Raw genomic sequence first — 22,485 nt, 5'->3', positions numbered from 1 at the left:
AACCGTTACCCGCACTTCATTTACGGATAATTCATCTCCGTGATATGTTATATGATAACAATTAACCTCAATGTCGCAGACACCTTGCGCCTGAAAGTAATCATTCCATGCAGCCCTCCCCATTATCTGAACTGACGGAGCATTCGCCGTTAGTCGCTCAGGCTCGATACTCTTTGGCATCTTCGCAGGCCATGCTGGCCGCAAGAGTCGTTTTCGGGCTAGGTGCGACAATTTTCCTTATGCTTGTTGTGGCGCTGATAACTCATACTTTCGAGTCATCTTCCCGCTGGACAGCGCTGTTAACCAGCAATGCCGCCGTGCTGATGTTGTTAGCCGTCGCGTTTTATAACGCGCAACGAATATGCCAGTGGCGAGCTGATATCTTCGCTCCACCGTTGAAAAGTGAAGAAGCTCTGACGGAAGCTGAAGCCTCGCCGACCATTTATCAGCGGCTTGGCGCGCTCATTCCTGTTAACGTCAAACGCATCAACGCGGCGCTCAAAAGCGATGGGATTAGCCTTGCCTTGATGGCGGCACTCGTGTTGTTTGTCACGCTTTCGGGCTGGGGCGCTAATTACGTCGGGCTGGATGAAGGCACACTGCGCTGGGCGGCAGTCGGCATAATTGCGGCGGCGATGTTTGCCACTCTGGTTGCCGAACGTCATCTGGCGGCGACTGCCAGCGAAGCGTGGCCGGAAGCGAAATTCATTGCGCCGATATTGCGCTTAACGCTTGCGGTGCAATTCCTCTCTTTACCGCCGTTGGTTTTCCCGTCTGTCACGCTCTCACTGCTGATTAACCTGCCCGCGATTCTGGTGTTACTGGTGGCGATTGAGTTCCTGCTGCGCGGTCTTTTTTCGCTGTTTATGCCGCCAAAAGCGGAAGACGCAGAACCGGAATATCTGGCAAAAAGCCAACTGGCGGCACAGCTCGTCTGGCCCCCGCGCCCGCTACTGTTTCTCCAGCATGAAATCCATCAGCACTTTGGCATTGATTTGCGCCAACTTTGGGCGTTCACCGTCCTGAAGCGTGCTTTTGTGCCGGTTGTTGCGGTGATGATGCTTTGCGGCTGGTTGCTGACGGGAATCCAGCAAGTTTCTACCACCCAGCGCGGCATTTACGAACGTTTTGGTAAACCTGTTGCGGTCTTACCTGCCGGCCTGCATTACGGGCTGCCGTGGCCTTTTGGTCAGGTGATGCTGACTGAGAACGGCCAGGTGCATGAACTGGCTGCCGGAAAAGAGCCGGATGCCGCATCCGAACCGCTGGCAAGTGCGGAAGGTAATGCGCCGCAAAGTGCGGATCGCCTGTGGGATGCCGTTCATAGCTTTGATAAAGCACAGATTATCGCCAGCCAAAGTGGCGACCAGCAAAGCCTGCAAATTATTAACAGCGATGTGCGATTTATGTGGCGCATTGGCTTAACCGATAACGCCGCGCTGGCGGCGACTTACCGCAGCAATAATCTGCCAGAGCTTATCCGCAGCACCGCCAATCAAGTGCTGGTGCATCAGTTTTCCTCGCTCACGCTTGAACAGTTACTCGGCGAGCAACGTAATGCCTTAGCCAGCCAGATTAACCGGGCAGTGCAACAAAGGCTCGACGAGTTACACAGCGGCGTGGAGTTGCTTTCAACGGTGGTCGAAGCCATTCACCCACCAGCCGGGGCCGCCGATGCATTTCATGGCGTGCAGGCCGCGCAAATTTCAGCTCAGGCACTGGTATCGCGCGAGCGTGGGCACGCGGCGCAACTCGCTGCCAGCGCGCAAACCACTGCGACAACCCGCCAGAACCAGGCACAAATGAACGCCACCGATGTCACCAGCAAAGCACAGGCAACTGCCGTGCGTTTTGCCGCGCAAAAACAGGCGGTCGAGCAATCCGGCCAGGTTTTTGTTGATGAGTTGTGGTTCAGCCAGTTGCATCAAACCTTAGGCCATAGCCCATTGATGATTATCGACAGTCGTATTGGCGCAGGCTCGCCACCCACCATCGACCTGCGTGAATTTCCCTCTTTGAACGAAGCAGCACGGCGTGACGCGCCTTCTAAACCGACACAGGAGTCTTCCCGTTGAGCCATTCACATCAACATGGTTGCAGTCACGGTTGCCACCACAACCATCACTCTGAAGCGCCTAAATCCGGAGCCTGGAAGCGTATTGCAGGCGCCGGTTTACTCGTGCTGATCCTCGTCGCTGCCGCCAGTCTGGTTCAGGTTCGCTCCGGCGAATCGCTGATCATTACCCGTTTTGGCAACCCGGTGCGCGTGCTGCTCAATCCAGGGCTTGCGTGGCGGCTACCTGCGCCTTTTGAAACGGCCACCACCGTGGATTTGCGGATGCGCACCACATCAAGCGGCTTACAGGATGTCGGCACGCGCGATGGGCTGCGGATCATCGTCCAGTCTTATGCGGTGTGGCAGGTCGATAACACGCCGGAACATGTGCAGCGTTTTATGCGTGCGGTACAAAATCAGCCTGACGAAGCCGCACGGCAGATCCGGGCTTATTTGGGTTCGGCGCTGGAAACCACCACCAGTGGTTTTACCCTCTCGCAGCTGGTGAATACCGACAGCAAACAGGTACAGCTCGGTCAGTTTGAATCGCATTTACAGGCGCAAATCAGCCAACCGCTGTTGGAAAGTTACGGCATTCGTCTGGTGCAGGTGGGAACCGAACGTCTGACGCTCCCTGCGGTCACGCTCAACGCCACTGTCGACAGGATGCGTGCCGAACGTGAAACCATTGCCACAGAACGCACCGCCGAAGGCAAACGTGCTGCCGCAGAAATACGCTCCGCGGCTGAGCGCGACGCACGTATTGTCGAAGCGCAGGCGCAGGTTCAGGCCGCCGATATCGAAGCGCAATCTCAGGTGCAGGCGGCTGAAATTTATGGCAAGGCTTACGCCAGTTCGCCAGAGCTTTATAGCCTGTTACGCCAGCTTGATGCACTTAGCGGCGTGGTGAATTCCAGCACTCGCCTGGTGTTGCGCACCGATGCCGCACCATTCCGCTTGTTGGTAGAAGGGCCGAAGCTGGATAAAACTCATGAGTGAGCATCAGCCGAAAACATCCGCAGGCCCGTGGACGCAATCCATACGCCTCGCCTTTTACGCGCTGCTCGGGCTGACGCTGCTGGCCGCCGCAAGCTGGCTGTTCTCAAACATCCGCCAGGTTCCTGCTGACAGCCGCGCTGTGGTACTACATTTTGGCGCCCAGCAACGCATTGCTGAACCCGGTTTATTACTGAGCTGGCCAAAGCCGATTGATGACGTGGTGATGGTGCCTGCACCTGACCGCGTTATCGAACATCGCGTTAGCGCACTTTTACGCTCGCCCAACGCGCTGAATGCGGACATGCGCGACGATAACAGCAGCGACGCACTGGCGGGATCCGGCTACTTGCTGACCGGTGATGCGGGTGTGGTGCAGCTGGATATCAGCGTGTTTTATCGCGTCAACAGCCCGATGGATTATGTGTTGCAAGGTGAACACGTTATTCCCGCGCTCGATCGCCTGGTTGAACGTGCCGCCGTTGCGGTGTGTGCCGCACGCGATCTCGACACGATTCTGGTCGCCCGCCCGGAAATGATCGGCAATGATATGAACGTCGCGAGGCTGCGAGAACGTCTGCGTGCGGATGTGCAGCATAACGTCGAGCAGAATTTGCAACGCCTGGCGCAATCGGGCAGCTCGCTGGGCATTACCCTTGAGCGTGTCACCGTCCAGTCGACTCTGCCGGCCTCGACCGTCACCGCTTTTAACGCCGTTCTCACCGCCAGCCAGAAGGCTTCACAGGCCATCGCCACCGCGAATACCGATGCTTCTTTAATCCGGCAAAAATCGACCCAGCTTGCCGACCAGACGCGCCAGACAGCCCAGGCACAAGCCCAAGAAAAAGTTGCAAAAGCCCAGTCCGATACCGCGATGGTCGCTCGATTAGCCAACACTCCACACGATCCAGACCTGCTGCCACGCGTTTACCGCGAACGCATTGCGGCGATTCTGGCGCAGGCCGAATCGGTGATTACCGTTTCACCGCAGGATGATGCGAATTTGATTCTGCAAGCCGCCGGGCAAAAGGAACCTTCTCAAAAATGAGTACCGATTCTATCAATCCTGGCGGCGCATTAAGCCATCAGGAACAGCGCCAGATCACTCGCCAACTGATTCTGGCGCTGGTCGCCAGCGGCACGTTAATACTCGGTCTGCTGTGGCGCGGCCTGGCACCGGAACAAGTCGCCGTGGCGGATATTCTGCTGGGTGCGGCCTCGCTGATGGTCGGCATTCCGGTGCTGCGCCACGCCTTTTACAGCCTGCGCTACCCAAGCCTGCACGGCATTACCGATCAACTGGTGGCGCTGGCGCTAATTGGCTCCTGGGCGACGGGCGATTTGCTCACCGCTGCCTTGCTTCCGTTGATCATGACCGTTGGCCACATTCTTGAAGAGCGCAGCGTGATTGGCTCGCAAGAGGCGATTGAAGCCCTCGGCAAGCTCACCCGCAGCCGGGCGCGACGTTTTGATGCAGACGGCAATCTGCACGATATCGACAACCACGAACTGGTGGCGGGCGACATCGTGGAAGTGCGGGCGGGTGACCGTTTACCCGCTGACGGACGCGTGCTGGAGGGCCAGGCGAGCCTCGACACCGCGCCAATTACCGGAGAGTCCGTTCCGCTGGAAGTGAAACCCGGCATGAACGTTTATGGTGGCGCGATTAATCTCGACGGACGGCTGCGTATTGAAGTCACGCGGACCGGCGAAACCTCAACGCTTGGTCGCGTTATCGCGCTGATGCAAAGTGCCGAACAGGCCAGCCCGCCAATTACCCGCTTGCTGGAACGCCACGCTGCACGCTACTTGCTGCTGGTTTTACTGATTGCCGCCAGCACGTGGTTTTTGACGCAGAATAACCAGGCGATGCTGGCCGTGCTGGTTGCCGCCTGCCCGTGTGCGCTGGTACTTTCCGCACCTGCAACGTCAATTGCCGGGCTAACCGTCGCCGCGCGTCATGGGATTTTGATTCGCGGTGCGGCTTTCCTCGAAGAACTTGCCGAGCTTAATGCGGTGATTATCGACAAAACCGGTACGCTCACGCACGGCAAACTGCAATTGCATGAATTGCTACCTGAAGCCGGCGAATCACCGCAGGCGCTGTCCGCTCTGGCGGCAAGTCTCGGCGCGACCAGTAACCACCCGGTCAGCCGGGCGCTGGTCAATATCGCCCCGCAAAGTGCGTGGCCAGAGCTTGAAAATGTGCATGAACATCAAGGTTTGGGTATTTCTGCCACCACAGCGGGGGGCGAGGCGTATCTTGGCCGACATGAATTGTTAAAAACTCAGGTTGCCGATTTACCAGAAGAACCTCCACACGACGGGCCAATTGTCGGCCTGGTGCTGGCGGGTCGTTTCCGTGGCTGGATTTTACTGGCCGACAGCCTGCGCGACGAAGCGGCAGAGGCAATGACCGAACTGCGCGATCTCGGGCTGAATCAGCAATTATTACTGACCGGCGACCGTGAAGCAGTAGCGCAACGCATCGCCAAAAAAGTCGGCATAAACAACGTTATCGCAGGCGCACTGCCCGCCGATAAACTGCACCAGGTCAGCGTGCAAATCGACAACGGCTTCCGACCGATGGTGGTCGGCGATGGCATCAACGATTCCCTGGCCATCAAAGCAGGTGTTGTCGGCGTCGCGATGGGCGCAGGCGGCTCGGATATCGCTATGGCATCCGCCGATATCGTGTTGATTGGCGGGGATTTACGCCGCCTCGGCACCTGCGTGCGCTTGAGCCGCCGCTGCCGCCGCACGCTGCAAGTCAACGTGATGATCGGCCTTGGCTGGACGCTGGTGATTGTCGCCGCTGCGGCTTTCGGCTGGCTCGGCGCATCTGGCGCGGTGATTGCCGCCATTTTGCATAACCTGAGCACGCTGCTGGTGCTGGGCAATGCCGGGCGAATATTGCGATTTGAAGAAAAGTTGAGCGGGTGATGGAAATAGCAGTTGTAGGGCGAATAAGCGAAGCGTCATCCGCCGTTTTCACCCATGCTGGCGGGGGCGCTGCGCTTGCCCGCCCTACGAAAGGCCGTCTGCGGCCAAATTATACCCTCTGGCAGCCCCACACCCCCTTACGCTATACTACCCGTTGAAATTGCTGGCCCGACCTCCACGGACTGGCAGTCAAAACGTATTAACCCTTAGATTTTCAACTTTCCTTCCGAGGCTCTGGCTCTAAGCCGGATAAACTATGTTAAACAGCCATTTTGAAAACACTTTATTAGGGTAGTAAGCCTGTGTTGGTGCGGATTTGATGGTAGTTTAGGAAGTTTGGACCTTAGGGGAAATGACAAAAGAGATCAAGATTTTATGTTTCGGTAAGTTGAATAGCCTAGTGAAATTTATATATATCATTTAACTATGCTTTTATCCGCAGTAACTACAAATACAAACCTATACAGCTTATAGTATACGATGTTCACCCACATGGATTTTCCGAGCAATCGCAGCACCATTCATGGCAGCATCAAGTATATTTGACACTGACATGAGAAATCTTATGAGTAACAACCTATAGTTACGATAACTGAAGATAAAGTGTAAAATACTATCAACTGATTTTCATTTGAAATTAAAGTCATTCAAACTTTTCAATATGTATTGAAAAATCCCGCCTATTAAAATTCGCAATGTATAGTTTATCCTTTAGTCCTTTCCTTTCTAATATATCTCTCATCCTAATTTTATTCTCATTTGTCATTTTTTGACCGACAATAACTCGAGATATACAAGATTCTGTCATAATACCCCTCATTTCTATTAATCATTATTCGTACTTCTTGTTCATACTCCCAATCTATGTGTTTAGTAAACATCATTCTATCTACAAAAAGAGGTTCTGCGTTATCAGTAACATTTAAAATGTAGTCATTAAAACCTAATTCCGTGTAATTAATCAATGTATAGCCATTGAAATAACCACTATTTAGATTAGACATTGAATCAAGTAGTGGATCAAACTCAAATTCTACAGCAAATCCTCTAAGCCCTCTCGCATAGTGGGACCACATCAGTCTGCTTTTAACTATATCTTTATTGACGGCATCGTGGCTAAAACATTGAAATTTATTTTCTTGCAGTCGTCTGACATAATTCATAACTATTTCATTAAGCGGTTCCTGGAATGCTTCAAAATTCTTTTCAACAATTCTTTCGACAACATCTCTACTTAACTGAAAAGGTATGAATACTTTACCTCTTTCATCACATAGCTGTACAAATGGATTACTCATTAAAAATGAAACCATTTGTGATTCATCTAAAACTTTAAAATCAATATCACCGCCCTGAATATTAACCTCAAACGGATCATTGAAAGTTAATAAACCAGAAAACCAAATGTAATCTTCTTCAATACTAGAAAAGTCATTATCAGTATCTTTATAAAAGTGAGTTATTTTTGAAATCTTCGAAACTTGACTATTGAGGAACTCATTGATCTTATACTTTTCCAAATCAATCAAAGCATCATCCTTATATGTTAAAATTCAATATTAATGTATCTAAGCACTATAACACTGAGAATATTTTAATATGTATGCCTCATTTGATTTTGATACAAAAATACTCAACTATATGTGATACCGCTCAAAAACATGGACATTTTTCACTGAATAGTATCTTATGATATCGAAAGGATTCATGTAATACACGACAAGCAGTTTGATTTATTTGCCCCTTTCCGCTATATCAGTTCTCAATACATGCCTTACCGACAAGCATTTCTTTCTTTACGCGAAATACTGTAGCCCGACCGCAATCGCACAACTTTGCGATCTCGTCCGGTGTGTTCTTTCCGGCCTGTAACATATCGACAATCTTGTTATGAAGTTCTATGTTCTTTTGCTTACCTTTGTACTTCTTAGCTTCTTTGGCAAGGGCGATCCCCTCGGAGCGGCGTGATGCGATCATACCTCTTTCAAACTCTGCAACAGCACCCATCATGGTTAAGATCAGGCGGGATTGTGGGGAGTTATCAAAACTCATTGAATTAGCAATAAACTGAACAGTGATCCCACGTTCAACAAGGCTATCAATCATTTCCAGTAAATCGCGGGTATTACGTGCGAGGCGGTCAATTGAATGAGTAATGAGGGTATCACCCTCGCGGAGATGTGAAAGCAGGTTCAACAGTTCAGGCCGTTCGCTGGTGGACTTCCCAGATTCTTTCTCAGTAACGATTTTATCACAAACAGGTTCCAGTACTGCCAATTGACGCTCAAGATTTTGTTCTTTTGTTGATACACGAGCATAACCAAAAATCATTTCCCTGCCCTTATTACCGATTAGTATCATTTGAGTTAACTGAATGATACAGTATCATTTAAGTACTTACAATTACTAAATGATACTAAACGAGACGCAAAAGCGGAGTATCACAAGGGACTACCCAAAAGATATTTCAACTAGTTTATTTTTTAGTCAATGAAGGGTTAGTGAAAAGTTCGGTACTGAGGTCGGAGTACATGGCATTTGGTCGGTGGGGTTGAACCTGAGCAGATGAACGAGATTTTATATCGTGCAGAAAAATTCTGACTGTACTTTTATCTCAGTAAACGATCCCTTTAGATTTTTTGTCAAAAAATTGGGAGACTGGGTTTCGATTATTTTGTGATCTAAAGACCAGTACTTTTAGCGAGGATGAAAAAGCGGCCTACATGAGGCCGCATATGTCGCTTACCAACGGAGTACTGATGTAGGTAAGAAAGTAACTGCAATAACCATGTCATAGCGGATTTGCATTGTGATTGGAATGTGGAAATTTTCAACAGTAAATCGCTCAATCCTGCCGACGACCTTGTCCAGCAGCATATTCATTGCGAACGATCAAGTACCATGTACACTGGCTGGCACATACTTCCCCGTTCCTGTAGCCAATAGTAGTCCAGCTCAGCTACACGCACATTCAGTCCTGAATCCACTCGGTTGATCTGTAACCGTAGCCCCACAGTATCTTTGTATGACAGACCAGATTTAACATTGTATTTGTACTTAACCCCGCTTTCCTCTTCAAATGACCTGAGATAAGGGGTGACTTGCTTCTGAATTTCTTTCAAACAAACAACTTCATTGCTAACAACAAAGGGCTTTTCAGTTTTCCCATCAGGAATAGTAGCCGCAATTGTAGTTAATGGGATTACCGTTAACAGTACTGCATATATTGATTTCTTCATTTACCCTCTCCTTAGTAAGTTTCCTGTACTGCAATTTATTTTGAGCAAATCTGTGTGATTGTCATATCTGCGGCAAAGTTGACGGAAATAACTTTTATGGAACTGTCATTCATCACGTAAACAAAATAGTTAGTGGACTGACTCCCATATTTTCTAGAGCCATCATCTGCGATCTTATTAAACTTAGCCGTTTCAATACTATCTTTATCGCCAGGAATTGGCATTCGCTCAATTAGTTCATTATCCGAGAGAGTATATTCTATTAAAACACCTTTGTCTGAATAGTAACCAGAATTGCGTTTTGTTCCTTGTCGGGTTTGGGTTATTGCATCGAACTTATTGCACGTATAAACATTTACTTTGTTTTTTTCAGTACTGCCAGCCGCTGAAGCTTTTGCATCAGTACTTTTATCCTGAGACACAACTCCTGCACCAATACCTATCGACACACAAAACACAATAAAACTCATTAATAAGGAAAGTGTTAAAGTACGGAACTTTCCCCAACCTTTATTTCTGGAACGATTTGAAACTTTCCTATATGTAAGTACAGCAAGAACTATACAGATAATAAAAATAATCAAGCCAGACATACATTCCCCTCAAGTTTAGTTTACATTAAGTTGTTTATAGCGTTCAGGCCAAATGACATGTACAGCCACATCGATATAATCGGCAATAATCTGTTCTCCTTTAGGCCAACGTCGTTCAAGTGCGTTGTACAACGTTCTTTCATGTAGTCCGTTTTCCCTTGAAAGCTGTGCTAATGATCCTCCTCGTTTCTTAATAGCTGCAAGTATGTCCGCCCGATGCCAGTTCTCAGTACTGGCATTTTGCTCCTTTATCTGCGATTCTAATCGATTGTGAATACTCATAATGACCACTCATTACTTACTTTGAGAACATGATTGATCATTAAAAGGAATTCGTCAATTGAAAATAAGGAACTCATGTTCCTTAATCTGTGGTAGATCATAAATGACAGGCAAAAAAGAGAGTGTGGTACAGTTTAGCGAAAGGCTGAAATCAATTGTTCCCTCTGGTTCTGGACGGGAGTTCGCGAAGAGAGCTGGTATCGGCTACAGTACTGTACATAACTATCTTCAGGCCGTTTCAAGTCCTACGCTAGAGAACCTTGTACTACTTGCTAAAGCTGGTGGCGTATCTGTCGAATGGCTTGCCACTGGCAAAGAATTTGCACAATCTATCAGTACAGGGGAAATTGAAAGAACAGTAGAAGTACCTTTTATTGATAATAATGGTTTCCTTTTGCTGGATTCTGGTGCATTTCCAGGATTTCAAAACAAAACAAAAGAACTTGTAGCCCTTCGAGTTGATACCGATGTAATGCACCCGACATTTACCATAGGAAGTCTTCTGCTCATAGACCAGAGCCAGAAGCAGCTAAAAGAGGGAAAAGTGATCGTTCTGCGTAAGGGAGAAAACTATCTGTACAAACGAGTCCAGATAGTGCCAGAAGGGTTCTGTTTGAGTAGTGATAATAACAAATACAATAAGATGCTCGTCAGTGAAGTTTCTTTATCTTCATTTGAGATACTGGGGCAAGTTGAGATAGTACTGAATCAGTTATAGTACTGGGACCCATATTAACTCCATAAGATAAGCCATTTACCCCATTTAACGCCCTGACGGCGTCGCCTCGGCGTTTTTACTATTAAGCATATATATATAGTACTTCTAAGTCGCATTTGGGGATTGCTGTGCCTTCTGAGATCACCCCACTCAAGAAAGAGATACTTTGTACTGGCAGGGTAAGTAAGGGCTTTAACAGCCCGATAACCCCGACAAGGAGCCATGCGACGCGTAGTACTCCCAGAGACTTTAGCGAGAGCAACGAGCGACCATAACACTTTGTGTATTTTTATTGCTTGAGCGAACGCGAGTAAAGAAATACATTGTGTAGTAATCGGCAGTATGTACTACTTTTAACAAGTCGATTAATACTTATGCCGATTGCTATTAGATGTGTTTCAAGCCGAAAGCGTAGCTTTTGTGCTTCTTTATATAGATCTCTATGAAGGCAGTTGGCAAGCAACCGCCTTATGTCGTATTCCCTTCGAACAAAAGAACGAGCAAAGCCCGTCCTTTTTATTCTTGGTCCACTCCTTTTTATGTGATCTTGAGAGATTTTATATCTATAACTATTAGATTGTTTTTCTCTCATTTTGGGAAGCAATGGAGTGAAAACCATTTTCTTTCAAAGTGTTTTTTCTTATCTTCACTCATTGCTGCTTGACCTCGCTTGTTCATAAATTTATCAAAAGACTCTTTATTTGGGTATTTTTCAATGGTAATACGACTATATGCACTATTTTCAGCACTCGATAAAGCCATAGGAATAAACGTACTTTCGCCTTTAGCACTATTAGTACTTTCGATTTCTAGATCTATCAATACTGGATTCTCACTTAGAGATAATGCTTGTTCTTTATCGAATACATAAACATCTACAATTTCATCACTTGCATAATCCCTAAGATTTGAACGTTGGATAAATTGATATAACTCTTCTCTCTCGCGACTCTGAACCAAGTTTTCATAAGTTAGGTCAAACATCAACTTGCACTGTTTCGCTTCAATATTTGATGGTTTCATACTAGCTAACCATACTACTGTTTTATATTTCGAATAGTCATTAATCCCACGACTTTTTGGTGGTATATATTGACCGTTCAGTACTTTATTATCTTGCTCACCATTGACCGTAAAAATGTAATTTGAAAGATTAGTATTAACCCATGTTAAAACCTTCTCAAATTGTTCAGGCGAGTTTATTCGTAATGTTTTAGTCAATGGTATATCACTGAAATAAAACACCCGCATACGCTCTTGCAAGGGCTTAGAGCGGGTTCGTAGATTCGCATTCACACTCTTGAATGATTCAGGACTAGATAAATACACCAAGGTATTTTCGAAGTCATTCGCCATAAAAGTAATATCAAGACCTGCAAAGCGTTTTAGATTTACCCAAGACATTACTTGTAGCTGGTCTCTCTCTTTCTTGTATTGATTAGTACCACCTACTTTCTCGAAGAACCTAGCATTGAAAAGAAAATAATCGTACTGTCTAACGAATGAAAAAGCCGTTGAAGCCCTTTCTAATACTATATCATCAAATTCTATAACAGGTTTTGCTGTTACATGCATATTCCCCACGCAGTCAAATGAATGGAATAACTTATTTTCAATTAGTGATTTTTGGGTGGTATTAGGTGATGCAAAGTGATGAAAACTCACAACATCATCTAAATATATTTTCCATTTAGAAAGCAATTTAACATCTTTTATCTGTAAAAATGCAACATCAGTAATTACTAATACTCTATGTGTATTGTTAAATAAAAATGCCACTAGCTCTTCATACACGTTAGCACTGTTATTACTTGTAATTGAACGTGCAATGCTTCCTATTTCATTTGTAGTTTGCTCACATAATTTTAATGTCCCTTGTACTATCATGTATTTTTCAGTACTTTTTAGTACTTTCTGAATAAGTGAGTATGTTTTACCACTGCCACAGTCAGAACTTATATATTTGAATAAATAGTCATGCATTTTGATCTTCCTTTATCATGTTGTACTAACAATCCGTGTTAGTATTTCTTATAGTGTATTACTTTGTCTAAAGTGAAAGTACTAAACCCTATAATTTAGTTTAGAATTACATATTGATTGATACGATAGGTAAGCATTCTACTTTGTAGATGTGGCCTTGTAATTTTTACAAGGCTCTAACTTTTTTAAAGTATTACGTTTGTTTATGTTTATTCATTGCATTATCTTCTACTCTACATTCCATCATTTCAAAAAAGTGCCTCTTCGCGGAGCAAACTAGAGATATATACCCGTCATAGTTCAAGCTGCCTCTTTGTTGGCTGCGTGAACTCGCCAGAATCACTTAGTTTACTAAGCTCATCGGGACTCAATCTCTTGCTGCCTCGATGAACTCGAATTATTTTGGGTGTAGAGCATTTATCTTATTATATCACATAATTGAGAATCATCCCGTGTTTTTTAAACAAATCTAGATGTTGCGGAGAATCGGGTAAGGAAGAAATACAAACCTTGCTTACTCTTGTCGTAATTAAAGTTAAATATGATCAATCGCTTGTTTCATTTGCATTAATGGCTGCTTACTTCTGTATACTCTATCTGTCATTGTCTTATGAGCATGTCCCAGTATTGAGAACCTTATATGGTCCGGTACTTCATTAAGGTCTCGCAATCGATCAGACAAACCATATCTATAATCATGTGCAGTGTGCTTCATACCTGATCTTTTAAAAGCCTTGCTGATGGCATTGCTTGCAGATGAATTATTAACCCAATGATATATAGGTTTCTCTTCCCATATTCCTATCTTCAAAAGATTATCACTTAAAGGGATGTCACGAATTGATTCACTGTTCTTAACGGTTTTAGTACCTACATTATTAATGCTGACGCATTTTATTAGCGTACCCTGATCTTCTTTCTCAATATAATCGTTTGAAGTGATTTGGATCGCCTCACCAATACGAACTCCTGTGTAATAAAGTAAGTTAAGAAGCCACCATAAAGGTCTGGATTCTACTACATACTGAGAAGCAATAATTTTTTGATGTTCAAGTAATGAAATACCAGTTTTGATATTCAAATTTTCAACATTCTTATAATTCATCCCCAAAAAAGGATTCTTTTCAATGTAATCACGTTGTTTCATAGCGAAATTGAACATAGCTGAGACCTTAATTATAGCATCCTGCCTAGAACGAGGTGACTTGCCCGACTCATCAAGAAACTTTTTATAAGTACTCACTGTCTTCTTCGTTACTGAAGCAACAGGGACATCCCCACACCATTCCAGAAAGCCGTATACCGTTCTCTCATTAAGTACTTTGGTACTCTTCGCCCAATCAGAACTCATTTCCTCAAGCCACTCTTTAAATACTGAAGATAAAAGCGGGGTAATGTTCTCTTCGTGCCTCACCGGATACGCCAAACCCTGACAAGCAGTGACAGCAGATAAAAATTCATCCTCTATTTGCTTATCTCTGACCTTTAGAAGCATTTCACGAATCAAAAGTGGGTTCGTCTTCCCCATTAGCTGGGATAGCCTTATAACGGCTTCAGTGAGCTTTAAAGCACGGTACTGAGCCACATCTTTATCCTGTGTCCTTAAGCTCACTCGAAGAAGTTTTCCATCTAATCGACGCTGCCACATAAAAGAGCGCTCTGAGGAAGCCGTTCTGTCTAAAAACTGCACATTTTGCTGTATAAAGATTGGATAAAGATCTGGTAAAGATTGCATGAAAACCCTCTGTTAACTGAGAATGGTTCCCATCAAAGTCACTTCAACACCTTAGGGTACTTGAGCGGCCAAATTATACCCTCTGGCAGCCCCACACCCCCTTACGCTATACTACTCGTTGAAATTGCTGGCCCAACCTCCACGGACTGGCAGTCAAAACGTATTAACCCTTAGATTTTCAACTTTCCTTCCGAGGCTCTGGCTCTAAGCCGGATAAACTATGTTAAACAGTATTTTATTAATACTTCTTCTTATTTCCGTCAGTGCGTTTTTCTCAATTTCCGAGATCTCGCTGGCTGCTTCCCGCAAGATAAAACTCAAGCTGCTGGCTGATGAGGGCAACCTGAACGCACAGCGTGTGCTGAAAATGCAGGAAAGCCCTGGCATGTTCTTTACCGTGGTGCAGATTGGCCTGAACGCGGTCGCGATTCTCGGTGGTATCGTCGGCGATGCAGCGTTTTCTCCGGCCTTTAAAGTGCTTCTGGAGCGTTTCTTCTCCCCAGAAATGGCTGACCAACTGAGCTTTATCATCTCCTTTACGCTCGTCACTAGCCTGTTCATTCTGTTTGCAGACCTCACTCCGAAACGCATCGGTATGATTTCGCCTGAATCAGTTGCTTTGCGAATCATCAACCCGATGCGCTTCTGTCTGTTTATCTTCCGCCCGCTGGTGTGGTTCTTTAACGGCCTGGCGAACGTCATTTTCCGCATTTTCAAACTGCCGATGGTGCGTAATGACGACATCACTTCTGATGATGTTTACGCCGTGTTTGAAGCTGGCGCGTTGGCTGGCGTGTTGCGTAAGCAAGAACATGAGCTGATTGAAAACGTGTTTGAACTGGAATCGCGTACCGTGCCGTCGTCGATGACGTCGCGCGAAAACGTCATCTGGTTTGATTTGCATGAAGACGAGCAAAGCCTGAAGAACAAAATCGCCGAACATCCACACTCGAAGTTCCTGGTGTGTAATGGCGATATCGACCATATCGTTGGTTATGTGGATTCCAAAGAGCTGCTTAACCGCGTGCTGGGCAACCAGAGCATGGCGCTCAACAGCGGCGTGCATCTGCGTAATACGCTGATTGTGCCGGATACCCTGACGCTTTCCGAAGCGCTGGAAAGCTTCAAAACCGCCGGTGAAGACTTCGCGGTTATCATGAACGAATACGCATTGGTGGTGGGAATCATCACGCTTAATGATGTGATGACCACGCTGATGGGTGACCTGGTCGGCCAGGGCATGGAAGAGCAAATCGTGGCTCGCGATGAAAACTCGTGGCTGGTTGAGGGCGGTACGCCGATTGACGACGTCATGCGCGTGCTGGATATCGACGAGTTCCCGCAATCCGGGAACTACGAAACCATCGGCGGCTTTATGATGTTTATGCTGCGAAAAATCCCGAAACGCACCGATTCGGTGAAGTTCTCCGGGTATAAATTCGAAGTAGTGGATATTGATAACTATCGAATTGACCAGCTGCTGGTAACGCGTATCGACAATAAGCCGACGCCGTTGACGCCAAAACTGCCAGATGGCGAAGAGCAGAACGCGGCGTAATTATCAAAACTCAGAAACACTAACGGCACCCTCGGGTGCCGTTTTTGGTATTACTTATGGCTTCATGCCATTTCCGCCTGCATACGTATAACCTGGCGGTTTACTTCAGACATAACAGATAGATGCTGCTTATCTTTCACTTTTGGGATAAGAATCTTGCCCTTATCAAATTCAAAAGCGCCAACGTCCTTGATGTACAACCGTCCACGGAACAGGATTTTCACGTACTTCGCCACCTGAAGCGGGTTGTACCGTTGGAAAATTTTCATTCTTCTTCTCTCCTGCAGTGTTAACGCTCCTGCGGTTCCACATTTGGTCCGACAAAACGAAGCGAAAAATTTGGTGCCTGGAAACTATAGTCCATATACAAACCGACACCTAGTTTGCACAATCTTATTTACCGTATGATTACAATTTCTCAGAATATTCTTTTCAATTGTAAACAAAACTTAGTTTAAGCCTTCAAAAAACAGGGATATGTGCGGTCACCCGCAAACTGGCATTGTTGTTGCGGGACAGAAACCTATTCAGCACATATGCTTAAAACGTCACGACGAAGTGGTCGGAGCACCTGCAAACTTTTCACAAATAATAAGATAAGGAGTCCTCATGTCTCTACGCAAAACCCTTGCGCTTGCCCTGCTGCTACTGCCTCTTGCGGCATCGGCACATAACTTTGAGAAAAATCAGCGAGTCTCGCCTATTGGCATTACGGATAAAGGCGAGTTGATGCTCGACAATGATAAGTTTAGCTATAAAAACTGGAATAGTGCGCAGCTCGTGGGAAAAGTGCGAGTGGTGCAGCATATTGCCGGTCGCACCAGTGCCAAAGAGAAGAATGCGGGTTTAATCGAAGCGATTAAAGCCGCGAAATTCCCTCATGATCGCTATCAAACCACCACTATCGTCAATACCGATGATGCGATTGTGGGCACCGGAATGTTCGTGCGTAGCAGTCTTGAGAGCAATAAAACGCAGTACCCATGGTCGCAGTTTATTGTCGATAGTAATGGCGTTGCGCAGAAATCCTGGCAACTCGAAACCGGCAGTTCAGCGATTGTGGTGTTGGATAAGGAAGGTCGCGTGCAGTTTGCCAAAGATGGCTCGCTCACCCAGGAAGAAGTGCAGCAGGTGATTAGCCTGCTGCGTGGATTGCTTAGTAAATAGAAACCCGGAAGCCTGGGTTTAAGAATGACTCACGCGGGGTGTAGTCGAGTGGCTTACCCTGCCAGTCATGAACATGTGCGCCAGCAGCGGCAGCAACCGCATGGCCTGCTGCGGTATCCCAGATATTGGTTGGCCCAAAGCGTGGGTAAAGCTGCGCTTGCCCCTCTGCCACCAGGCAAAATTTAAGCGACGAACCGATAGATGTTGTCTGGTGTTCACCCAATTGATGAAGATATTCTTTCAGTTCGTCATCACTATGAGAACGGCTGATGACCACCAACGGCGGGCGAGCATCGCGCACCTGAATCTGATTGCGCGTGCCGTTTTCTTCTTTCCAGGCTTTACCTTCTGCCGCACTGTACATCACGTTCAGTACAGGCGCATACACTACGCCCAACACCGCTTTGCCCTTTTCGATAAGCGCGATATTGACGGTAAATTCGCCGTTACGTTTCAGGAACTCTTTGGTGCCGTCGAGCGGGTCCACCAGCCAGTAGCGATCCCAACTTTGGCGAGTTTCCCAACTCTGAGGATCTTCTTCTGAAAGCACCGGTATTTCCGGCGTCAATGTTTGCAGTCCTTTCAGGATAATGGTGTGAGCTGCGATGTCCGCAGCCGTCACAGGTGAATCATCGGATTTTTGGGTCGCCTCCAGCGGCTTTTGCCCTTCATACACCTGCATGATGGCAGCTCCAGCCTCCCGAGCCAGTTGGCAAATTTTATCTAACATTCTCCACCTCATGTTGTGTCATGCAAATAACCTATTGTTTTACTTATATCTCATCGCATCAGGTTGCGCTATATGTGAAGCGATTCCGGTTTAATGATTCTTATTTCTGGCACACTTCACAAAAATGTAAGCAACAACGTTTATATACATAGCCTTGTGTGGACTACCTCGAAAAAAGGACCTTAATCATGATCAAGTTTAGCGCAACGATCCTTGCCACGCTGATTGCAACCAGCGTTAACGCGGCGACCGTTGACCTTCGTATCCTGGAAACCAGCGATCTTCACAGCAACATGATGGATTTCGATTACTACAAAGACACACCGACGGAGAAATTCGGGTTGGTGCGTACGGCGAGTTTAATCAATGCCGCCCGTGGTGAGACAGTCAACAGCGTTCTGGTTGATAACGGTGACCTGATTCAGGGCAGCCCGCTGGGTGATTACATGGCGGCAAAAGGGCTGAAGAAAGGCGATATTCATCCGGTTTATAAGGCACTGAATACGCTGGATTACGCCGTGGGTAACCTGGGGAATCACGAGTTTAACTACGGACTCGATTACCTGCATATGGCGCTTTCTGGGGCAAAATTCCCGTATGTGAATGCCAATATTATCGATGCCAAAACCAATAAACCGCTGTTCACGCCGTATGTGATTAAAGAAACCACCGTTAAGGATAAAGACGGCAAAGAGCAGACGCTGCGTATCGGTTATATCGGTTTTGTACCGCCACAAATTATGACGTGGGATAAAACGAATCTGGAAGGCAAAGTGACGGTGAAAGATATCACCGAAACCGCTCGCCAGTACGTGCCTGAGATGCGTAAGCAAGGTGCTGATTTAGTGGTGGTTATCGCCCACTCTGGCCTGTCCAGCGACCCGTATCATGCGATGGCTGAAAACTCGGTGTATTACCTCAGCAAAGTTCCGGGCGTGGATACCATCCTGTTCGGCCACGCTCACGCAGTCTTCCCAGGCAAAGACTTCGCCAATATTAAAGGTGTTGATCTCGAAAAAGGCACGCTGAACGGCATTCCAGCGGTGATGCCGGGCATGTGGGGTGACCATCTGGGTGTGGTTGATTTAGTGTTGAACAACGATAGCGGCGCGTGGAAAGTGGTCAGCAGCAAAGCGGAAGCACGCCCGATTTATGACAGCGTGGCGAAGAAATCGCTGGCGGCAGAAGATGCCAAACTGGTTGATGTGCTCAAGCATGACCATGACGCGACGCGCGAGTTCGTGAGCAAACCTATCGGCAAATCTTCCGACAATATGTACAGCTATCTGGCGCTGGTGCAGGACGATCCTACCGTGCAGGTGGTGAATAACGCGCAAACTGCCTACGTTGAAAAATACATTCAGGGTGACCCGGATCTGGCGAATCTGCCGGTGTTGTCGGCTGCTGCGCCGTTTAAAGTCGGCGGGCGTAAAAACGATCCGGCCAGTTTTGTCGAAGTGGAAAAAGGCCAGCTCACCTTCCGTAACGCCGCCGATTTGTATCTCTACCCGAACACGCTTGTTGTGGTGAAAGCGTCCGGGAAAGAGGTCAAAGAGTGGCTGGAATGTTCTGCCGGACAGTTTAATCAGATTGATGTGAACAGCACGAAACCGCAGTCACTGATTAATTGGGACGGTTTCCGCACCTATAACTTTGATGTTCTCGACGGCGTGGATTACCAGATTGACGTGTCGCAACCGGCGCGTTACGACGGCGAATGCCAGATGGTGAACCCGAAAGCCGAGCGCATTAAAGGACTGACGTTCAAGGGCAAGCCAATTGACCCGAACGCGACATTCCTGGTGGCGACCAATAACTATCGCGCTTACGGCGGCAAGTTTGCAGGAACTGGCGATAGCCATATAGCTTTCGCATCGCCTGATGAAAACCGCTCGGTGCTGGCAAACTGGATTACCGCGAACAAAGAAATTCACCCGGCGGCGGATAACAACTGGCGTCTGGCACCGATTCACAGCAATCAGAAATTAGATATTCGCTTTGAAACCTCACCGGGCGACAAAGCGGCGGCCTTCATCAAAGAGAAAGGCCAGTATCCGATGATGAATGTGGGAACGGATGAAATCGGCTTTGCGTTGTATCAGTTGGATTTGAGTAAGTAGGTTTAACCACGCGTCGGATGACGCTTGCGCTTATCCGACCTACAAGTGCATGATTTTGTAGGGTGGATAAGCGCAAGCGTCATCCACCGGCGAGTGTTAGATTTCTTCGCGGGACGCTAACACTCGCGGCAAATTCAATTCAATCCAGTCAGCCAGCCCTGACACTTTCTCGGCAACTTCAAAACCCAATGGCGTCAGGCTGTATTCCACATGCGGTGGCACAACCGGGTAGGATTTTCGATTAACAAAACCGTCGGCCTCCAGCCATTGCAGCGTTTGCGCGAGCATTTTTTCACTCACTCCGCCCATCTTACGGCGCAGATCGCTAAAGCGATGTGTCCCACCCTGCAAGGCCACAAGAATCAACACGCCCCAGCGGCTGGTGACGTGTTTTAACACATCACGCGACGGGCACTGCTCAGCAAATAAATTGCCATCACGCATTTGCTCGGTTAACGACAGCGGACGGGTTTCAATCTCACTCATTTCATACTTACCTTTTTGTGCGTACTTACTTTAAGTTAGTGCTAGTGCTAGTGTGGCACAACTTAACCAGAACACCCACAGGAGATTTACCATGATCGCGATTACCGGAGCTTCCGGCCAACTGGGCCAACTCGTTGTTGAAGAATTACTGAATACCGTTGCGGCTAACCAATTGGTTGCCATCGTGCGTAACCCGGCAAAAATTCAATCATTTGCTGATCGTGGTGTTCAGGTACGTGCTGCCAGCTATGAAGATAAAGCGGCGCTCGTGCAGGCACTGACGGGGGTTGAAAAACTACTGCTGATTTCTTCAAGTGAAGTAGGACAACGTGCAGTTCAGCATCGCAATGTGATTGATGCAGCCAAAGAAGCAGGCGTGAAACTGGTTGCCTACACCAGCCTGTTGCATGCTGATTCCTCCCCACTGGGCCTTGCCGATGAACATATCGCCACCGAAGAAATGCTAAAACAATCCGGCATTCCATTCGTACTGCTGCGCAACGGCTGGTATACCGAAAACTACCTCGCCAGCGTGCCGCCTGCTCTGCAACACGGCGTATTTATTGGTAGCACTGGCGAAGGCAAAATCGCCTCCGCAACGCGTGCCGATTATGCGGCTGCAGCTGCAAAAGTGATGACCCTCGACAACCAGGCGGGCAAAGTTTACGAACTCGCGGGTGACCACGGCTGGACGCTGTCTGAGCTGACTGCTGAGTTGACCAAACAGAGCGGTAAAACCGTGGTGTATCAGAACTTGCCGGAAGATGATTTTAAAGCAGCATTGCTCGGTGCTGGCTTGCCAGAAGGGCTAGCAGCAATGTTGGCAAACTCTGACGTTGGCGCGTCCAAAGGTGGCCTGTTTGATGATCGCCACCAGCTAAGCGCCCTGATTGGCCGCCCGACCATCCCGCTTGCCGAGAGCATTCGTGCCGCGCTGTAATTGTTAACTTTCCGTTAAACCAGGACATCCCTATACTGATGGGGTGTCCATACGGAGATTAGTGTGCAAGGCGTACCTGAACAGTTCAGCGATAAAAAAGACAACGCTCACTTCCGGCATTTACCGCAATTGCCCGGCGTTGAGCTTTATCACGCCCATATTTCACGCTACGCCTTTGAACCGCACACCCACGAAGCCTTTGGCATTGGAACTGTGACGCGAGGCGCTGAACGTTTTCGGTATCGGGGTGTTCAGCATGTTGCTGCGCGGGATTCGTTAGTGTTGATGAACCCGGACGAGCTTCATACCGGCGAAGCAGCAACCGAAGATGGCTGGCAGTACCGCATGATTTACCTCGAACCGGATCTTGTTGAGAGAGTGACCGGCTCGCGAAACTGGTCGTTTAGCGAGGTCGTGAAGCACGATCCGCAACGGGCAGGTGATATTTCCCAACTGATCAACCGGTTGTGGAGCGAGAATGATTTGCTGGCGCAGCAAGGTTTATTACTCAATCTCATCGAAACTTTCCGACCCTACGCGCAACATCAGTCTGGGGTAGTGCAAGACCCGGCGCACCGTTTCGAGCATATTCGCGATTATCTACACGATAATTATATGCACCCGGTCATGCTTGATGAACTGGCGGCCGTAGTGTCACTGAGTCCGTATCATTTCCAGCGCATGTTTAAAGCGCACTATCATGTCACTCCGCATCAGATGCTGATGGCGATTCGCCTGTGGCACGCTAAACGGCTTCTGACGAACGGCATGCCCGCCGTACACGTGGCGGCAGCCTGCGGTTTAACCGACCAGGCGCATTTGACTCGAGCCTTCTCGCAGCGTTATGGCATCACGCCTGTGCGTTATCAGAAGCAGGTCGCCCGCTAGTTAAAGCCGCTAAACCGCAAGCTGGTACAATATTTTCCTGCGCACGCCACC

The 22,485-nt window shown here is 47.6% G+C and carries 21 protein-coding genes; 10 read left to right on the top strand and 11 right to left on the bottom strand.

Features of this window, described 5'->3' with window-relative positions:
• The first annotated feature begins 107 nt into the window (after positions 1–107).
• The 4 genes from hflK to AC0IWZ_RS01205 are packed head-to-tail and all read left to right on the top strand — an operon-like array spanning position 108 to position 5,995.
• Positions 108–2,075 carry a protease modulator HflK gene (hflK, locus tag AC0IWZ_RS01220; protein ID WP_471678342.1) on the top strand — a complete coding sequence of 656 codons (1,968 nt, stop codon included), beginning with the start codon at positions 108–110 and terminating at the stop codon, positions 2,073–2,075.
• Positions 2,072–3,055 (top strand): protease modulator HflC, encoded by a 984-nt coding sequence (hflC, locus tag AC0IWZ_RS01215; RefSeq protein ID WP_410373611.1) that lies wholly within the window; start codon positions 2,072–2,074, stop codon positions 3,053–3,055. The genes hflK and hflC overlap by 4 nt, the downstream gene beginning before the upstream one ends.
• Positions 3,048–4,100 (top strand): SPFH domain-containing protein, encoded by a 1,053-nt coding sequence (locus AC0IWZ_RS01210; RefSeq protein ID WP_471678343.1) that lies wholly within the window; start codon positions 3,048–3,050, stop codon positions 4,098–4,100. The genes hflC and AC0IWZ_RS01210 overlap by 8 nt, the downstream gene beginning before the upstream one ends.
• A complete protein-coding gene (locus tag AC0IWZ_RS01205) occupies positions 4,097–5,995 on the top strand; it encodes a heavy metal translocating P-type ATPase (RefSeq protein ID WP_471678344.1) in 1,899 nt (632 codons plus the stop codon). The genes AC0IWZ_RS01210 and AC0IWZ_RS01205 overlap by 4 nt, the downstream gene beginning before the upstream one ends.
• 755 nt (positions 5,996–6,750) lie before the next feature.
• Here the strand turns inward: AC0IWZ_RS01205 and AC0IWZ_RS01200 are convergent.
• From AC0IWZ_RS01200 to AC0IWZ_RS01175, 6 genes are all read right to left on the bottom strand, one after another.
• On the bottom strand, positions 6,751–7,524 hold the full coding sequence (locus tag AC0IWZ_RS01200) for a DUF2971 domain-containing protein (protein WP_471680484.1): 774 nt from the start codon (positions 7,522–7,524) through the stop codon (positions 6,751–6,753).
• Positions 7,525–7,750: 226 nt separating this feature from the next.
• Positions 7,751–8,326 carry a recombinase family protein gene (locus AC0IWZ_RS01195; protein WP_471678346.1) on the bottom strand — a complete coding sequence of 192 codons (576 nt, stop codon included), beginning with the start codon at positions 8,324–8,326 and terminating at the stop codon, positions 7,751–7,753.
• Positions 8,327–8,737: 411 nt separating this feature from the next.
• Entirely contained in the window at positions 8,738–8,872 is a 135-nt protein-coding gene (locus AC0IWZ_RS01190; protein WP_471680525.1) for a DUF6392 family protein, read from the bottom strand.
• 2 nt (positions 8,873–8,874) lie between these two features.
• The gene (locus AC0IWZ_RS01185) at positions 8,875–9,234 is read right to left on the bottom strand and encodes a hypothetical protein (RefSeq protein ID WP_471678348.1); all 360 of its coding nucleotides are present in this window, start codon (positions 9,232–9,234) and stop codon (positions 8,875–8,877) included.
• Between the two features lie 35 nt (positions 9,235–9,269).
• Positions 9,270–9,827: a hypothetical protein gene (locus AC0IWZ_RS01180; protein ID WP_471678349.1), complete on the bottom strand. Its 558-nt coding sequence runs from the start codon at positions 9,825–9,827 to the stop codon at positions 9,270–9,272.
• A 15-nt stretch (positions 9,828–9,842) separates the two neighbouring features.
• A complete protein-coding gene (locus tag AC0IWZ_RS01175) occupies positions 9,843–10,109 on the bottom strand; it encodes a helix-turn-helix domain-containing protein (protein WP_471678350.1) in 267 nt (88 codons plus the stop codon).
• A 103-nt stretch (positions 10,110–10,212) separates the two neighbouring features.
• On the opposite strand from AC0IWZ_RS01175, the gene AC0IWZ_RS01170 reads away from it, so the two are divergent.
• Positions 10,213–10,827: an XRE family transcriptional regulator gene (locus AC0IWZ_RS01170; protein ID WP_471678351.1), complete on the top strand. Its 615-nt coding sequence runs from the start codon at positions 10,213–10,215 to the stop codon at positions 10,825–10,827.
• Between the two features lie 588 nt (positions 10,828–11,415).
• On the opposite strand, the gene AC0IWZ_RS01165 is transcribed toward AC0IWZ_RS01170, so the two are convergent.
• Both AC0IWZ_RS01165 and AC0IWZ_RS01160 read right to left on the bottom strand, forming a co-directional pair.
• A complete protein-coding gene (locus AC0IWZ_RS01165; protein WP_471678352.1) occupies positions 11,416–12,810 on the bottom strand; it encodes a hypothetical protein in 1,395 nt (464 codons plus the stop codon).
• Between the two features lie 535 nt (positions 12,811–13,345).
• The gene (locus tag AC0IWZ_RS01160; RefSeq protein ID WP_471678353.1) at positions 13,346–14,545 is read right to left on the bottom strand and encodes a phage integrase SAM-like domain-containing protein; all 1,200 of its coding nucleotides are present in this window, start codon (positions 14,543–14,545) and stop codon (positions 13,346–13,348) included.
• A gap of 220 nt (positions 14,546–14,765) precedes the next feature.
• Here AC0IWZ_RS01160 and paeA point away from each other — a divergent pair, with 220 nt between their 5' ends.
• On the top strand, positions 14,766–16,103 hold the full coding sequence (gene paeA / locus AC0IWZ_RS01155) for a polyamine export protein PaeA (RefSeq protein ID WP_034492865.1): 1,338 nt from the start codon (positions 14,766–14,768) through the stop codon (positions 16,101–16,103).
• Positions 16,104–16,165: 62 nt separating this feature from the next.
• Here the strand turns inward: paeA and AC0IWZ_RS01150 are convergent, their stop codons facing one another.
• Entirely contained in the window at positions 16,166–16,372 is a 207-nt protein-coding gene (locus tag AC0IWZ_RS01150; protein ID WP_034461209.1) for a DUF1107 domain-containing protein, read from the bottom strand.
• 340 nt (positions 16,373–16,712) lie between these two features.
• On the opposite strand from AC0IWZ_RS01150, the gene AC0IWZ_RS01145 reads away from it, so the two are divergent.
• Positions 16,713–17,270, top strand: a complete 558-nt coding sequence (locus tag AC0IWZ_RS01145) for a YtfJ family protein (RefSeq protein WP_034492862.1) — start codon at positions 16,713–16,715, stop codon at positions 17,268–17,270.
• Here AC0IWZ_RS01145 and cysQ read toward each other — a convergent pair.
• Complete coding sequence (gene cysQ / locus AC0IWZ_RS01140; RefSeq protein ID WP_034492859.1) at positions 17,260–18,000, bottom strand: 3'(2'),5'-bisphosphate nucleotidase CysQ; 741 nt, start codon at positions 17,998–18,000, stop codon at positions 17,260–17,262. The genes AC0IWZ_RS01145 and cysQ overlap by 11 nt on opposite strands.
• Positions 18,001–18,188: 188 nt before the next feature.
• On the opposite strand from cysQ, the gene AC0IWZ_RS01135 reads away from it, so the two are divergent.
• Positions 18,189–20,120: a bifunctional 2',3'-cyclic-nucleotide 2'-phosphodiesterase/3'-nucleotidase gene (locus AC0IWZ_RS01135; protein WP_471678354.1), complete on the top strand. Its 1,932-nt coding sequence runs from the start codon at positions 18,189–18,191 to the stop codon at positions 20,118–20,120.
• Between the two features lie 96 nt (positions 20,121–20,216).
• Here the strand turns inward: AC0IWZ_RS01135 and AC0IWZ_RS01130 are convergent, their stop codons facing one another.
• Complete coding sequence (locus AC0IWZ_RS01130; RefSeq protein ID WP_172895681.1) at positions 20,217–20,606, bottom strand: winged helix-turn-helix transcriptional regulator; 390 nt, start codon at positions 20,604–20,606, stop codon at positions 20,217–20,219.
• A 91-nt stretch (positions 20,607–20,697) separates the two neighbouring features.
• Here AC0IWZ_RS01130 and AC0IWZ_RS01125 point away from each other — a divergent pair, with 91 nt between their 5' ends.
• Together AC0IWZ_RS01125 and AC0IWZ_RS01120 are read left to right on the top strand one after the other, a co-directional pair.
• Positions 20,698–21,546 carry an SDR family oxidoreductase gene (locus AC0IWZ_RS01125; protein ID WP_471678355.1) on the top strand — a complete coding sequence of 283 codons (849 nt, stop codon included), beginning with the start codon at positions 20,698–20,700 and terminating at the stop codon, positions 21,544–21,546.
• Between the two features lie 63 nt (positions 21,547–21,609).
• Complete coding sequence (locus tag AC0IWZ_RS01120; protein WP_471678356.1) at positions 21,610–22,434, top strand: AraC family transcriptional regulator; 825 nt, start codon at positions 21,610–21,612, stop codon at positions 22,432–22,434.
• Positions 22,435–22,485 lie beyond the last annotated feature (51 nt).

The organism is Buttiauxella sp. AC142, assembly GCF_979253435.1.
This window is presented reverse-complemented; position numbering and strand designations above follow the sequence as displayed.